Here is a 14,946-nt window from a genome sequence, read left to right on the forward strand (position 1 = left end):
CGCGCAGAGATAGACCGAGTGACCCTCGGCCGTGAAGCGGGCCGACATGATCGAGCCCTGGCGATAGGTGATACGGTGAAACAGGAGATCCGCCGGGCCGGGCTGCGATTCGATGGCGCCGGTCCCATCGGCGAGCGCGCCACCGCCGGGCTCTGCCGAGGCCGATCCGATCGAACGCAACGACGCGGCCTCGATCAGCCCCAGGGCGAACGCCAGATCGGACGCGCTCTGGAATCGCGTCTCGACTTCCTTGTCCAGACAGCGCTCCACGAGCGCGGTGATCCCGGGCGCCTCGCGTTCGGTCGAAGCGGAGAGCGGCGCGGGCGTGACGTTCAGGATCGCGCTCATCCGGTCCATCGGGGTCGGCCCGTCGAACGCGCGGCGGCCCGTCAGCATCTCGTACAGGATCGCGCCCAGGGCGAAGAGGTCCGCGCGATGGTCCACGGTCTGCTGGCGGATCTGCTCGGGGGCCATGTAGCTTGCCGTCCCGAGGATGGCGCCCGTCTCGGTGAGCTGCGGCATGGCGGAGGCGGTGTCGTCGTCCCTCGCGGCTCCAGCCTCGCCCGGGGCGGCCCCTTCGGCGCGCACCAGCTTCGCCAGGCCGAAGTCGACGATCTTCAGGCGATCGCCCTTCAGCACCATGAGATTCTCGGGCTTGAGATCGCGGTGGACGATCCCTCTCGCGTGCGCGACGGCGAGGCCGTTGGCGATCTGGATCGCGAAGGCGATCGCCTTTCGGGGAGGGAGCGGGCTCTGCGCCACGCGGGCGCGGAGCGTGGTCCCCTCGATCAGCTCGCTCACGAGATAGGGCACGGCTCCCGCGACGCCGACGTCGTGGATCGCGACGATGTTCGGATGGTTGAGCTGCGCTGCCGACCGGGCCTCGCGCTCGAAGCGACGAAGCCGCTCCGCGTCGGCCGCGAAGGAGGAGGGGAGGACTTTGACCGCGACATCGCGGCCGAGGCGCGCGTCGCGCGCGCGATAGACCTCGCCCATGCCGCCCGCGCCGAGCAGTCCCTGGATCTCGTAAGGGCCGAGACGCGAGCCGGGCGGGATGGTTGCGGTCATGTCAGAACCTCGGACGGGTTCTCAGGGAACGACGGTTCTCGGCGACGAACGACGCTTCTTGGCGAATGCTGCAATGGGCTCTGCGTAGAGTAAACGAACCAACTTGGTGATCGTAACGGTTCGGCGCTCTTGAAACGCACCGAACATGCTCTGGAGTATGCGCTTGAGCCGAATGGCGCACTGCCGCCGGCCGTCAGGGGCCTGTCAGGTTGGCAGAAGCGCCGCGGTTCGGACTCCAAAGCCGTTTTGGACCGATTCGCGAAGGGGCGGCCAATTCACAGCTTAAGAATTCCACCCTTCGGGCGGGGCATGGGTACGAACCCTGCAGGGAGTAGCGGTGTCGGGTTTGCCGACCAACAGGCTTTGGCCTGAGGGAGGTGACCATGAACCGGCTTCTGAATGTTTCACCGGTGCCCGGCACGTTTGGCTTCGTGACGTTCCTGGTGCTATTGCCCGTCGCGGGGTTGATTCTTGGAATCCTGCTGCTGGCCTTGCTCGGCGCCATCTTCTAAGGAGCGCACGCCCCTGGCAGGGGGCCCAACGTAACGCAGCACCGGTACTCTTGGACGGCCCGCCGATTCGATGTTCGGTCCCGCCTGCTCGGACGTAGCCAAGGAGCAGGGGGGAGAGTCGGCGGGCTCGTTCTTTTATCCGCGTTTAGCGGGCTCGTTCTTTTATCCGCGCTTAGCCCTCCTGGAAGCACGTCCATCGCGGCCCCGACCCTTCCCGGAGAGCATCCATGAGCCTGCCGCGCCGCGGCCTCGCCGCATCCACGACCGCCGCCTTCCTGGCGCTCGCGACGATCCTGATCGCCCCGTGCTTCGTCACCGGCGATCCCCTCTTCCAGGACGATTCCGAATCCTACGACGTGGGCGACACCCAGGCCTTCCTTCCGGGCGCCTTCCAGTCGACCCCGACCGGCGTGGCGCCGGGGGATATGAACGGCGACGGACTGACCGACCTGGTGGTCGCCTGCCCCGGCGGATCCGCCGGCGCGTTCACGGGAAGCACGGTGTCGGTGCTCCTGCGCCGCGCCGGGACGGCCGTACCGGCCTACCTGCCCAAGATCGACTCGCCGACCGGCACCTCGACGGGCGCCGTCGCGGTCGCGGTGGGGGACCTGAACGGCGATGGGAAGCTGGACGCCGTCACGGCCGACTACGGCAGCGGCACGGTGTCGGTGCTGCTGGGAGACGGCGCAGGGAACCTGGTCTTCACCCAGCAGGCTATGGCGGGGACGCATCCGCGCGGCGTCGCGCTCGGCGACCTGGACGGCGACGGATTTCTCGACGTCGTCGCGGCCAACTCGGGCTCGAACACGATCTCGGTCTGGCTCAACACCGGCTCGGGTTCGCTGGGCGCGCGCACCGACTACGCAACGCCGGCGGAGCCGCGCGGCGTCGTGATCGGGCAGTTCAACGCCGATTCGGCGCCCGACGTGGTCTCGTGCAACTACCTGGGCGGCACGATCACCCTGTTCACGAACCAGAACAACGTCACCGGCGCATTGAACGCCGGCGTGAGCATCCCCGTGGGGAACAAGCCGGCCGCCATCGCGGCCGGTCCGCTGGACGCGAACACCACCACCGACGTCGCGGTGGCATGCTCCTCGCGCGTGGTCACGCGGTTGAGCAACGGCGCGGGCGGCTTCGGTGGCGGCCTCAACCTCGTGCTGCCCTTCAATCCGCTCGCGATCGCGGTGAAGCAGTTCGTCGTGACCGGCGCCGACGTCGCGCTCGCCGGCGACGGCGGCCGGGGCGGCGTGAACGTGGCCTATCTCGCCAATGTCTCCGGCGCCTCGGTGGTGGGAGCCCAGTCGTACGTGAATGGCGGGCCGACGCCGTGGGGGGTCGCGTTCGCGTCGTCGTCGGCCGGCACGGAGATCGCGGTCGCGAACACCGGCGACATGGCGGCGGCCGACCCGACGCACACGGTTTCGCTCTTGCGCCGGAACGGGCTGGGCGGGTTCGGAGCGACCCTCTCCACCACCGTCGCCACCACCACCGACCGCGTCGTGAGCGTGGACGTCAACCGCGACGGAATCCCCGACGCGGTCATGACCGGCGCCGATCCCAACGGACTCGTCTGGATGCAGGGCTTGGGCGACGGCACGTTCCAGAACCGCACCACGATCGCCAGCGGCGGTGGCACCCACACGTGGGTCGGCGCGCTGGACGCCAATCGCGACGCGATTTCGGACGTTCTCTTCTACAACCCGGCCGCCGCCGAGATGCGGATCTGCCTGGGCACCGGCTCCGGATTCGCGGGGCCAACGGTCGCCGAGACCGGCTACGGCGAGCCCTGCGTCATCGGCGACCTGAACCGGGACGGCATCCCCGACTTCGTCGCCACGAGCGGCGCCTCCTTCCGTGTCTTTATCGGATCGGGAACCGGCACCTTCTCCGCGTTCGGCCCGATCTCGGTCGTCGGGCCGACCGCGATCCGCGCCCTCACCCTCGGCGACTGGAACCGCGACGCGAAGCTGGACGTGGCGCTGAGCACCGATGCCGGCGTCGTCCGGTACCTCGGAAACGGGGACGGCACGTTCGGGAGCGCCTCGACGGTTCTCTCCGGGCATTCGATTCGCGGCGGCGCCGTCGCCGACGTGAACCAGGACGGAGTCCCCGACCTGGCCGTGGGCGAGGAGGGAACGACGCCGCTCGGGCCCGACGAGAAGCAGGGGGTCGACGTGCTGTACGGAAACGGCGTGGGCGGGTTCGGGTCGCCGCAGCTCTTCCCGGCGCTCGACGTGCCGCAGAGCCTGGCGATCGCCGACGTGAACCGCGACGGCAAGCCCGACATCCTCGCGAAGAACGGCGCCGCGACGCCGGCCGATCCCCAGGGATTGTCGGTGCTCCTCGGGGGCAGCCTCGCCGTGCGCGCCGATTACGCCGCGGGCTCGAACCCGCTCGGAATGGCGCTCGGCGATTTCAATCGCGACGGGTTGATGGACGTGGCGGGCATGACCGCCGCGAACGGGGGCGCGATCGGCGTCCTGCGCGGGATCGCGGGCGCGGCCTTCGGGAACCTGGGGCCCCGGACCGACTACGGCAACGTCGGCGTGCTCACGGCGGGCGCCGACGGCGCCGACGTCGACGGGGACGGCGATCCCGACTTCGTGATGGTGGGCACGATCGGCGGGATGCCGTACGCGGGAACGCTCTCCGGAAACGGCGCGGGCGCGTTCCTCGGCGGCTCGGTGGCGCCGATCACCGGCGGCGATCCGCGCTCCTGCGTGCTCGCCGATCTGAACCGCGACGGACGTCTGGACCTGGTGGTGGGTAACGGCAACTCGACGAACATCTACGTGATGCTGGGCTCGTTCAGCACGTTCGGGCCGGCGCTTGCGCGAGCGACGAATTTCCCGCCGCAGCGCGTCGCCGTCGGCGATCTGAACCGCGACGGGATTCCCGACGTGATCACCGCCAACAACGGCGCGCAGGACATCTCCATCCTGCTCGGAGACGGGACGGGCAACTTCGGGGCGCCGACCACGCTCTCGACCGTGAACGGCGTGACCGGCATCGCGATCGGCGACATGAACCGGGATGGGCTGCCCGACATCGTGGCCACCGGCGGCGGCACGGGGGTCATTCGCCTGCACCTGCAGCAGTCCAACGGGACCTTCGCGACGAACGGCAATGTCACGCTCGGCCCGGGCACGATCAGTCCCGTGTTCGGCGATTTCAATCGCGACGGCTGGCCGGACGTGGCGGTCGGAAACTCGGGCGGAGGCGGGCGCATCACCGTCATTCTCGGGGATGGGTTCGGCGGCATGGGCGGGAGCGGGAACCAGTACTCGCTGCCGTCCCCGCCGACGCAGGTGCGCACGGCCGACATCAACGGGGACGGCGTCCTCGACCTCATCGCGTCGGAGCCGGGGAGCGTCTCGGTGCTCCTGGGCGCGGGCGGGCCGGGCGGCGGCTTCTCTTCGACGACGAGCTACCCGGCGGCGACGGCGCAGGGGCTCGCGATCCTCGACATGAATCGTGACGGAAAGCCCGACGTGGTGGCGGGGAACAGCACGGAGCAGACGGGCTCCGTCTTCCTGAACGGCGGCTCGGTGCCGACCGGCGTGGCCGTGGGGACCGCGCCGCCGGCCCGGCCGCTGCTTTCGCAGAACGCGCCCAACCCGTTCAATCCCAGGACGGAGATCCGTTTCACGATGCCGCGCGCGGGGCACGCGCGGCTCTCGGTGTACGACGCCGCGGGCCGGCGCGTCGCCACGCTCCTCGACGGGTCGGCGCCTGCCGGTGAGCGCCGCGTCGAGTGGGCGGGGAAGGACGATGCCGGCCATGCGGTCGCTTCGGGCATCTACTTCTACAAGCTCGACGCCGACGGCACGTCGCTCTCCCGGAGGATGGCGCTTCTCAAGTAGACGCGGCGGGCGCCGGCGCCCAGAATCGATGGAGGCGGGTACGGGGGATGGCGGAGCGCGTCCGGCGCGACGCCATGGCGTCGCCTCGGCGTCGCCAGCCCCGGCTCGCCGCATGGTATCTTTCCCGGCATGTCTCCGAATGTTCCGACCCTGCCATCGGTGCGCGCCAGGACCCCATGGCTCTGACCTCCGGGACCAGGATCGGCGGCTACGAGATCGCCGGGGCCCTCGGCGCGGGCGGCATGGGCGAGGTCTATCGCGCGCGCGACACGCGGCTCGACCGGACGGTCGCGATCAAGGCGCTGCCCGATACCTTCGCGAAGGATCCCGCCCGGCTCGCGCGCTTCGAGCGCGAGGCCAAGCTTCTCGCCTCCCTGAATCACCCGAACATCGCGGGAATCCACGGCATCGTCGACGCCGACGGCGTCCCCTACCTCGTGCTCGAGTTCGTGGCGGGGGAGACGCTGGGCTCGCGCCTGGCGCGCGGCGCGCTCTCCCTGGAAGAGACGCTCCCGGCCGCGGTTCAGATCGCCTCGGCGGTGGAGGCGGCCCACGAGCGCGGGGTCGTGCACCGGGATCTGAAGCCCGGGAACGTGATGATCACGCCCGCGGGCGTGGTCAAGGTGCTCGACTTCGGCATCGCGAAAGACCGCTCGGCACTGCCCTCTTCGAGCTCGGTCGCGGGGACGGAGCCGATCACCGCCGAGGGGGCGGTCCTGGGCACGACCGCCTACATGAGCCCCGAGCAGGCCCGCGGACAGGCGGTGGACCATCGCACGGACATCTGGGCGTTCGGGTGCATCCTCTTCGAGTGTCTCTCCGGATCGAGGCCGTTCCCGGGCGCGACCGGCTCCGACGTCATCGCGAAGGTGCTGGAGCGGGAGCCGGAGTGGAGCGCGATCCCCTCGGGAACGCCCGCCCGGCTGCGCGATCTCCTGAAGCGATGCCTGGTGAAGGACCCCTCCGCGCGCGCCGGGGCGATCGGCGCGCTCCGCAAGGAGCTGGCCGAGATGGCCGACGGGTCGCGCGCGCCGCGCTCGGGCCAGGCGGCGGCGATTCCCTCGCTGGCCGTGCTCTACTTCGAGAATCTCTCCAGCGACCGCGACAGCGACTATTTCTGCGCGGGAATCACCGAGGACATCCTCACCGATCTCTCCAAGATCCGGGGGCTTCGCGTGGCGTCGCGGAACGCGGTGGCGAAGTTCCGCGGCGAATCGGTGGACATTCCGCGCGTCGCGGCGGACCTCGGGGTCACCGCGGTCGTGGAGGGGAGCGTCCGCCGGTCGGGCGACCGCGTCCGCATCTCGGCGCAGCTCATCAACGCCGCCGACGGCTTCCACCTCTGGGCCGAGCGGTACGACCGCACGCTGCAGGACGTCTTCGCCGTGCAGGAAGAGATCGCGTCCTCCATCGTCGCCGCGCTCAAGGTGGCGCTCGCGCCCGGCGAATCGGAGAACCTGCTCCGCGACCGCCCCGGCGACGTGCGCGCGTACGACCTGTACCTGAAGGGCAGGGAGCTGTACTACCGGTACACGGAGGAATCGCTTCGGGAGGCGCTGGGGCTGTTCGAGCGCGCCACCCAGATGGAGCCCGAGTACGCGCTCGCCTGGGCCGGAATCGCCGACTGCTACGGCCAGATGCTGCAATGGGGGCTGGGCACCCGCACCCGGGACCTGGTCCGAATGGGGCTCGAGGCCGCCCGGCGGTCGATCGCGCTCGACCCGAACCTGGCCGAAGGGTACAAGGCGGAGTCGCTGGTGATGCGATCCTCCGGCGACATCGAGGGAGCGAGGCAGAAGCTGGTGCGCGCCCTGGAGATCAACCCGCGCCTGACCAGCGCCTGGATCAATCTGGCCGTCCACGCGTTCGAGGCCTGCGACGTGGCGGGGGCCGAGCGCGGGCAGCGTCGCGCGATGCAGACCGACCCTCAGTCGTCGTTCGCGTCCACCTGGCTCAGCACGATCTTTCGCGAGTCCGGCCGCTACGACGACGCGATCGAGGCGGCCCTGCGCTCGATCCGGTTCTCGGGGAACGTGTTCGACCTGCGCGGAAGCTACAGCGCGCTCGTGTGCGTGCACCTTCGGCGCAACGACCTGCCGGCCGCCCGGAAGAGCCTGGCGGAGGCGCGGGCCGCCGCTGGAATGGGCCCCAATTTCCAGGTCCTCGAGGCGAACATCGCGGTCCGCGCCGGACTCAAGGACGAGGCCTTGCGCCTGCTCTCCGTGGCCGAGTCGTCCCTGGAGCTCCAGCCGCACGCGATCCTCTGCGCCATCGAGGTCAGCCTGGCGCTCGACGACATGGATCGGGCGCTCGGTTTCGCGCGCCGCCCCATCTTTGCCGACATCAGCCCCGCGCTCCTTCGATTGAACCCGCGGCTCCATCCGCTGCTCGACCACGAGCCGTTCACGCCGCGCGTTGCTCCGGCGACGCTCGTCTGGCCGCGCGAAGCGCCCCCGGTGGATCCCGCGATCGCGGGGCTGTTCGCGGGGGTGCGCGTCGAGTCGGGGCTCCCCACGGGAACCGGGAGCAGCGCGGCCGGACTTTGATGACGCTCGAATCGATGCGCATCCGGACGGATGCGCTGGATTCCTCCAAGCGACCCCTACTTCACGACGGGAGGCTGATCGTTCGATGACCGCGACCCGTGAGCAGCTCCTCCATCTTCTCCTCGAAACCGGATCGTTCAAGTACAGCGACACGCCGACCTTCCAGCTCGCTTCGGGCGCGATGAGCCGCTTCTACGTGGACTGCCGCGTCGGTCTCTCGCACGCGCCGCTGCGCCGGATCGTCGGGGAGCTGATGCTGGCCGAGGCCGCGGGGCAGGCGGTGGACGCCGCGGGCGGGCTCTTGATCGGCGCCTACCCGATCGCGATCGCGGTCTCCGACGCGGCCTACGCGGCCGGTCGCACGGTGCGCGCGTTCGCCGTGCGCAAGGAGCCGAAGTCGCACGGTCTGAAGAAGCTCCTGGAAGGGGACGTGAAGGCGGGTGACCGCGTGCTCGTGGTGGACGACGTGATCACGAGCGGGAAGTCGACGATCGAAGCGATCCAGAAGTGCCGCGAGGCGGGCCTGACCGTCGTGAAAGCGGTCGTCATGATCGACCGCCAGGAGCAGAACGGCAGGAAGAGCATCGAAGCCGAGGGTGTCCCGGTCGGCGCGCTCTGCACGCTGGACGACTTGCAGCGCATCGCCGTGTAAGCGCTGGCGCGCTCCTTGCGTGAAACCGGTCGCCACTCCGGCCGAACACGGGCCGCACCGCAACCGACGAAACGCCAATGGGGCAGAGCGCCTGGGGGAGTTGGCGCAGCGCCCCCCGGAGCCCATATGTTCAAAGAGCGACTCGCCGGCCCGGCCGCACTCGGCCTCGCCGCCCTGCTTTCCCTGATGCCCCTGGCCTGCGGCTCGCCGGGTCCCTCCCGCGCCGCGGTCACCCACAGCATCCAGACCCGCGTCGCCTCCGCCGTACCCACGGGAGCGATCGCCGGGGAGCGGCTGATCGAGCCGAAATCGGTCGGCCGCTTCTACAAGGCGCGCAAGTCGCTCATCGCGTGGGACCACGACGACGTGCCCAAGATCATCGAGGCGATCCGCGGCGTCTACGCCGACGGGCTGAACCCCGACGATTACCACCTGGCCGCGATCCAGAAGCTGCAGAGCCAGCGGGAGCACGCGACCACGGCGGAGCTGGAGGCGGACCTGGACCTCCTGCTCTCCGACGCGATCGCGGCGGTCCTGGACCACGTCCGCTACGGGCGGGTGCGGCCCAAGTCGCTCGATCCGCGCTGGAACGTCGATCCGCGCGACGACATGCCGCCGCTGGATCAGACGCTCGCGGACGTGGCCAAGGCCAAGGACCCGGTGGACGCGATCCAGCAGGCGAGGCCGGACCACTTCATCTACAAGGGCCTCGTGAACGCGCTGGCCCAGCTCCGGGAGATCGAGTCGAGCGGCGGATGGGGCACGGTTCCCCCCGGCCGCGCCATCAAGCCGGGCTCCTCCGACCCGCGCGTTCCGCGCGTGCGCGCGCGGCTCGCCAAGAGCGGGGAGCTGGACCAGGCGGCCGCGACCGACTCGACCCGCGGCTATGACCGGGCGCTGGTGGACGCGGTGAAGCTCTTCCAGGCGCGTCACCGGCTGCCCGAGACGGGTGTGGTGGACAAGAAGACGATCGACGCGATGAACGTGACGGCCGCCGCCCGGGCCGCGCAGGTGCGTGTCAATCTCGAACGGGCGCGCTGGGTGCTGGGCGGCCTCAAGGGAGACTTCGTGCTCGTGAACCTCCCCGCGTTCAAGGCCTACTACATCCAGGGCGGAAAGAACGTGTGGGAGGGGCGGACCCAGATCGGCGAGGAAGCGAAGCAGACGCCGACCTTCCGCGCGCGCATGACCACGGTGGTGTTCAATCCCGACTGGACCGTGCCGCAGTCGATCGTGGCCGAGGAGATCTTCCCCGACATGCAGTCGGGCAAGGACGGGCTCGGCTCGCGGCATCTCAAGGTCTACGACGGGAAGGGGAACGAGGTCGATCCCTCGTCGGTGGACTGGGGCTCGCCCGACAACTTCCCCTACACGCTGAAGCAGCCGCCGGGCGACGACAACGCGCTCGGCAAGGTGAAGCTGCTGTTCCCGAACAAGTACTCGATCTACATGCACGATACGCCGAGCAAGCACCTCTTCGAGTCGTCCAGCCGGACCTTCAGCCATGGCTGCATCCGGACGGAGAACGTGCTCGACCTGGCCGAGATCCTCCTGCGCGGCCAGGACGGGTGGGACCACGCGAAGATCGAGGAGACGCTCGCGAGCGGAGAGACGCAGAACGTCGCGCTGGAGAACAAGCCGTACGTGCTGATCGTCTACTGGACGGTGTCCGTGGGGGCTTCGGGGGAGGTGCGCTACGCGGACGACATCTACGACCTGGACCAGCCGCTCCTGAACGCGCTCAACGCCGGGCCGAGGGCGGTCTAGGGGCTCAGGGCCGGCGCGGCTCGAGCTGTGCCGTGAGGATCTGCTCCAGATTGGCCGCGACCTCGGCGACCGGCCTCGCGTACCAGTCGGGCTTGGGCATCGCGTGGTCCCACCGCGCCTTGGGCGGGTAGATGGCCGCGACGTCCCAGATGACGGTGCCCTCGGCGATCCGCTCGCTGTCCGGCATGAGCGCCGGATTCTCGACGATGTCCCGCACCATCCGCTGCGAGAGGGCCCGGTCCCGATCCCAGAACTGCCGCACCCGCCGGTCGGGCAGCCGATTATAGGTGCCGGGCGGCGGGCCGATCGAATCGGCCGGGCGGACCGGCTCCCAGACGACGAAGACGCGAAGCTTCCACGAGCGATGGCGGTTCAGCATGTCGGATACCGCGGAGGCCCCCCGCAGGCACATCCCTCAGGTGGGGGAGAGCAGGATCAGCACGCGCCGGTCGGAGGCGTCGGCGTTGAAGGCGTCGAGAAACCGCGGCACCGTCAGGGCGACGGCGGGCGTCTGTCCACGGGGCACGGGCCCTCCCCGCGCCACTCCCGTGTCGGAGGGGGAGCCCTGCGCCTGCTCCGGCGCGAGCGAGGCCTGACGGGTCTCCTCGTGCCACCGGGCGTCGCGGAACGCGTCGCCGGCGATGATGACCGCCGCGCCGACGCCCATGAGGGCGAGCACCGCCATCGCGATCGTCCATCCCTGCCGGCCGTTCATTCGATGTCTCCAGCTTTCGCCATCCCGCTTCCCATGTCGGGGTGATCTTAGCACCGATCGCGGTATACTCGTGCCCCGTGTTCCGTCCCCGTCGACACTGGCTGGCCGAGTTCCTCGTGGCCGTTCTCGCCGCATCCGCGGCGGCGTTCGCGCGCTCGTATCTGAGCCGCTATTTCGGCGAGCAGATCTCGATCCTCATCTTCGTTCCCGCGATCGCGTTCTCCGCATGGTTCGGCGGATTCGTTCCCGGCGTGCTGACCACGCTGCTCGCGGCAACGGCGCACATCCTGATGCCGCGAGAGGTCCCGCGCTCCCTCGTCGTCGATCCCCGGTCCGAGGAGATCCGGCTGGCCCTCCTCCTCGGGACCGGCATCCTCATCAGCTCGCTGTACGGCTCGCTGCGCTTCGTCCGCCGCGGCCTGGAGCGGCGGTTCGACCGCGCGCAGCTCATGCTGGAGGCCGCGCGCCGCCTCTCGGGAACGCTGGTCGTCGAGGAGATCCACGACGAGCTCCGCCAGATGATCGGCCGCGCGATCCCCTTCGACGGCATGATCGTCTCCTCCTACGACCACGACTCCCACGTGGCGCGCTGCGTCTACGGCTGGGTGGGCGGACGGATGCTGGATCCCGCGTCGCTTCCGCCGCTCACGATCGATCCCGACGGGCAGGGGATGCAGACCGAGGTGATCCGGAGCGGCAAGGCGCGGCTCTTCGCCGATGTCCGCGCGCGCGTCCGCCGGCCGGGGCGCTACTTCGACGTGGACCCCGAGGGGCGCGTGCACGATCTGTCGCGCCCGGGGGCCGGGCCTCCCGGAGCGCGGTGCGCCATGATGGCGCCGCTCAAGCTGGAGGGGCGCGTCGTGGGCATCGTGCAGGTGATGAGCGACACGGCCGGCGCCTATCGCCGCGATCACCTGGCCTCGCTCGAGGCGATCGTGGCGCCGATCGCGGTGGCGCTGCAGAACGCGGAGCTCTACGCGCGGGCCAAGCGCGAGATCGCCGAGCGGCTCCGCGTGGAGCACGCCCTGACGCTGAGCGAGGAGCGGCTGCTCGAGGCCGACCGCCGCAAGGACGAGTTCCTGGCCACGCTCGCGCACGAGCTGCGCAATCCGCTCGCGCCGATCCGGAACGCGGTCGGGCTGCTTCGGAGCAGCGGCGCCGATCCCGCGACGATCGCCTGGTCGGGCGAGGTGATCCAGCGCCAGGTGGGGCACATGGCCCGGCTTCTCGACGATCTCCTGGACGTGAGCCGGGTGAGTCGCGGGCGGCTCCGGCTGCGGACGGAGCGGGTGGACCTGGGTCAGGTCGTGCGGCACGCCGTGGAGGCGAGCCATCCCCTGATCGAGGCGGGGCGGCACCGCCTGGTGGTCGAGTTCCCGCCCCAGCCGATCCGGCTCGACGCCGATTCGACGCGGCTCGCGCAGGTCTTCTCGAATCTGCTGAACAACGCGGCGCGCTACAGCGAGCCGGGCACGACGATCCACATCAGCGCTTCGGGTGAGGGAGGGGAAGCGGTGGTGCGGGTGACCGACCACGGGATCGGCATCATGCCCTCGATGCTGCCCCGGATCTTCGAGGCGTTCCTGCAGATCGACCGCTCGCTCGAGCGCTCGCAGGGCGGCCTGGGAATCGGGCTCACGCTGGTGAAGCAGATCGTGGAGCTGCACGGCGGGCACGTCGAGGCGCACAGCGACGGCCCGGGGAAGGGGAGCGTGTTCACGGTGCGGCTGCCGATGCCCAACCCGGCGACGGTCGGTGTTGGGGCAGGCGAGGGCGGGACGGCCGGTGCTGGAATGGCCGGTGCCGGGGCGGAGTCCGACCGCTCGTCGTCGGATGGGTCGTCGTCCGGGTCGTCGTCGGATGGGTCGGCGCCTCGAGACCCTCGGCGGCGCGACGGGTCCGGCGACGGGACGCCCAGCGGACCGGCGCCGCGGCGCCGCATCCTGGTCGCCGACGATCTCGAGGACAGCGCGGCCAGCCTCGCGATGCTGCTGCAGATGCAGGGGCACGAGGTGCGCACCGCGCGCGATGGCGACGAGGCGGTGGGCGTGGCGCGGTCGTTTCTTCCCGAGATCGTGCTGCTCGACATCGCCATGCCCAAGCTGAACGGATACGAAGCGGCGCGGCGGATCCTGGCCGAGAACCCCGCCAAGCGGCCGGTGCTGATCGCCCTGACCGGATGGGGGCACGAAGAGAACCGCATGCGCACCCGCGAAGCCGGCTTCGACCATCACCTGGTGAAGCCGGTCGAGCCGGAAGCCTTGAATCGCCTGCTCGCGACGGTCGAGACGTAACGCCCCGTCACTCCTCCTGGCCGTGAGGGCTGCCGGTGGCGGCTTCCTCCTCCGTGAAATGCCCGTGCGCGGGATGCGCCGAGGCTGCGTACAGCCGTTCGGCGTAGTGCAGGTAGGTCACGTAGGCCCCGACGTACTTCCGGCCGGCCTCGACGTCGCCGGGCGCGTAGCCCTTGAGCGCGGCGACCTTCTCGAACTGCTCGCGTAGCCCTTCCTCGACGCCCCCCTGGAGCAGCTTCACGAGTGGCGCGACGTCGCCGGTCGCGATCGCCCTGTCGGCGGCCGGGATCGCCGGGCCGAGGTCGCGTCCCGCGGGCTTCAGCCCGTCGTAGGGCGCGCCTTCGCCGGCGCGGTGGACGCGGACCAGCGTTTCGAAGAACCAGGTGTCGGCGAGGTCCTTCGCGTCGGCGCCGAGCTTGCGAAGCTTCATCGTGCGCTCGAACGCGCGGCGGAGCTCGGGCTCGTCCTTCTTCTGAACCCAGATCAGCACGAGATTGGGATCGCCGGCCTGGAGCGCCTGGCGGGCGGCGGTCACGACGGGACCGTCGAGGCCGTCGCAATGGGCCCGGGCCGCAGTCGGCCAGACGGCCCAGAGCAGGGTGAGGACGATGCCACAGGGGATGACGGCGGAGAGGCGGTGCGGCGCCGGCGGCGGAGCGAGACGGGGCGTGGTCATGGGATACTCCTCGACACGGACGGCGCCGCGTCGCCGCCCTGGTTGATGCGCGCGCACCTCATGTATACACCCCCGTCCCTCCGGCGTCGATTGCCGGAGATCTTGAATCGCCGGCTCGTCACGGTGACACTTAGGACGGGACGAGGTGACAGGGGGCCACGGTGGAGGTGGCTCATGAGCCGAAGGATGCGAGGCGGGCCGGCGGTTTTGGCCCTGGTGACGGTTGCGGGTCTGGCGGGGCTGATCGCCGCGATGATCCTTTCCGGCTGCGGCCGGAAATCGGAGACCCGGAGCACCGAGAACGCGCCCCTGCAGATCACCGACAGCCTTGCCGGAAGGCCCGGCGCCCCCGGAGTCTCCGAGCGTGCTCCGGGATCCCCGGGCATCCCCACCGACCTGGACAGCCTGGCGTTCCGCCCCAAGCTGGAGCAGGTCCGCGCCGACATCGATTCCGGAAACGCCCAGTACATCCAGGCCTGGAAAGTGGGAAGCGCCGATCTCTTCGCGAACGTCTTCGCGAAGGAGGGCACCCTGATGCGCCGCGACGGAAAGCTCCTCCAGGGGCGCGAGCGGATCACCTCGGTCATGGGAAACGTCTTCTCGAAGATCCGGATGCGCCAAGGGTCGATCATCACGCGCACCCTCCGAGTCGAGGGCGATCGCGCCTACGAGACCGGCACCTACCGGTTCGAGACCGTTCCCGTGCGAGGCGGACCGTCCTCGATCGACTCGGGCCAGTTCGTGCAGGTCTGGAAGTACGAGTCCGGGCAGTGGAAGATGTGGCGCAACGACGCAAGACCGCGAGGGTGACGCGCCGGCAAGGCGCCTTGTCCCGAGGGCGGACCGCCGT

At 70.2% G+C, this 14,946-nt stretch carries 11 protein-coding genes; 7 read left to right on the forward strand and 4 right to left on the reverse strand.

Features of this window, described 5'->3' with window-relative positions:
- On the reverse strand, window positions 1-1,068 hold a 1,068-nt coding region (locus tag VE326_13965; protein ID HYJ34312.1), incomplete at its 3' end, for a serine/threonine-protein kinase.
- Window positions 1,069-1,451: 383 nt separating this feature from the next.
- On the opposite strand from VE326_13965, the gene VE326_13970 reads away from it, so the two are divergent.
- The 5 genes from VE326_13970 to VE326_13990 all read left to right on the forward strand — a co-directional run bounded on the left by VE326_13970 (window position 1,452) and on the right by VE326_13990 (window position 10,411).
- Window positions 1,452-1,580: a hypothetical protein gene (locus VE326_13970; protein HYJ34313.1), complete on the forward strand. Its 129-nt coding sequence runs from the start codon at window positions 1,452-1,454 to the stop codon at window positions 1,578-1,580.
- A gap of 227 nt (window positions 1,581-1,807) precedes the next feature.
- Window positions 1,808-5,446: an FG-GAP-like repeat-containing protein gene (locus VE326_13975; GenBank protein ID HYJ34314.1), complete on the forward strand. Its 3,639-nt coding sequence runs from the start codon at window positions 1,808-1,810 to the stop codon at window positions 5,444-5,446.
- 176 nt (window positions 5,447-5,622) lie between these two features.
- On the forward strand, window positions 5,623-7,992 hold the full coding sequence (locus VE326_13980; protein HYJ34315.1) for a protein kinase: 2,370 nt from the start codon (window positions 5,623-5,625) through the stop codon (window positions 7,990-7,992).
- Window positions 7,993-8,077: 85 nt separating this feature from the next.
- Complete coding sequence (gene pyrE / locus VE326_13985) at window positions 8,078-8,644, forward strand: orotate phosphoribosyltransferase (GenBank protein HYJ34316.1); 567 nt, start codon at window positions 8,078-8,080, stop codon at window positions 8,642-8,644.
- 126 nt (window positions 8,645-8,770) lie between these two features.
- Complete coding sequence (locus tag VE326_13990; GenBank protein ID HYJ34317.1) at window positions 8,771-10,411, forward strand: L,D-transpeptidase family protein; 1,641 nt, start codon at window positions 8,771-8,773, stop codon at window positions 10,409-10,411.
- Between the two features lie 4 nt (window positions 10,412-10,415).
- On the opposite strand, the gene VE326_13995 is transcribed toward VE326_13990, so the two are convergent.
- Together VE326_13995 and VE326_14000 are read right to left on the reverse strand one after the other, a co-directional pair.
- Window positions 10,416-10,790: a hypothetical protein gene (locus tag VE326_13995; GenBank protein ID HYJ34318.1), complete on the reverse strand. Its 375-nt coding sequence runs from the start codon at window positions 10,788-10,790 to the stop codon at window positions 10,416-10,418.
- Between the two features lie 36 nt (window positions 10,791-10,826).
- Entirely contained in the window at window positions 10,827-11,126 is a 300-nt protein-coding gene (locus VE326_14000) for a hypothetical protein (GenBank protein HYJ34319.1), read from the reverse strand.
- Window positions 11,127-11,203: 77 nt separating this feature from the next.
- On the opposite strand from VE326_14000, the gene VE326_14005 reads away from it, so the two are divergent.
- Window positions 11,204-13,420: an ATP-binding protein gene (locus VE326_14005; protein ID HYJ34320.1), complete on the forward strand. Its 2,217-nt coding sequence runs from the start codon at window positions 11,204-11,206 to the stop codon at window positions 13,418-13,420.
- A 7-nt stretch (window positions 13,421-13,427) separates the two neighbouring features.
- Here VE326_14005 and VE326_14010 read toward each other — a convergent pair whose 3' ends face one another.
- Entirely contained in the window at window positions 13,428-14,096 is a 669-nt protein-coding gene (locus VE326_14010) for a DUF6448 family protein (GenBank protein ID HYJ34321.1), read from the reverse strand.
- 174 nt (window positions 14,097-14,270) lie between these two features.
- Here VE326_14010 and VE326_14015 point away from each other — a divergent pair, with 174 nt between their 5' ends.
- Window positions 14,271-14,906 (forward strand): nuclear transport factor 2 family protein, encoded by a 636-nt coding sequence (locus VE326_14015; GenBank protein HYJ34322.1) that lies wholly within the window; start codon window positions 14,271-14,273, stop codon window positions 14,904-14,906.
- Window positions 14,907-14,946 lie beyond the last annotated feature (40 nt).

The organism is Candidatus Binatia bacterium, assembly GCA_035631035.1.
Lineage (GTDB): Bacteria > Eisenbacteria > RBG-16-71-46 > SZUA-252 > SZUA-252 > DASQJL01.

Bases quoted from the DNA above. Each gene is read 5' to 3' on its own strand.
- VE326_13970 (HYJ34313.1), top strand. From the start codon at position 1,452: ATGAACCGGCTTCTGAATGTTTCACCGGTGCCCGGCACGTTTGGCTTC.
- VE326_13975 (HYJ34314.1), top strand. From the start codon at position 1,808: ATGAGCCTGCCGCGCCGCGGCCTCGCCGCATCCACGACCGCCGCCTTC.
- VE326_13980 (HYJ34315.1), top strand. From the start codon at position 5,623: ATGGCTCTGACCTCCGGGACCAGGATCGGCGGCTACGAGATCGCCGGG.
- pyrE (HYJ34316.1), top strand. From the start codon at position 8,078: ATGACCGCGACCCGTGAGCAGCTCCTCCATCTTCTCCTCGAAACCGGA.
- VE326_13990 (HYJ34317.1), top strand. From the start codon at position 8,771: ATGTTCAAAGAGCGACTCGCCGGCCCGGCCGCACTCGGCCTCGCCGCC.
- VE326_13995 (HYJ34318.1), bottom strand. From the start codon at position 10,790: ATGCTGAACCGCCATCGCTCGTGGAAGCTTCGCGTCTTCGTCGTCTGG.
- VE326_14000 (HYJ34319.1), bottom strand. From the start codon at position 11,126: ATGAACGGCCGGCAGGGATGGACGATCGCGATGGCGGTGCTCGCCCTC.
- VE326_14010 (HYJ34321.1), bottom strand. From the start codon at position 14,096: ATGACCACGCCCCGTCTCGCTCCGCCGCCGGCGCCGCACCGCCTCTCC.
- VE326_14015 (HYJ34322.1), top strand. From the start codon at position 14,271: ATGAGCCGAAGGATGCGAGGCGGGCCGGCGGTTTTGGCCCTGGTGACG.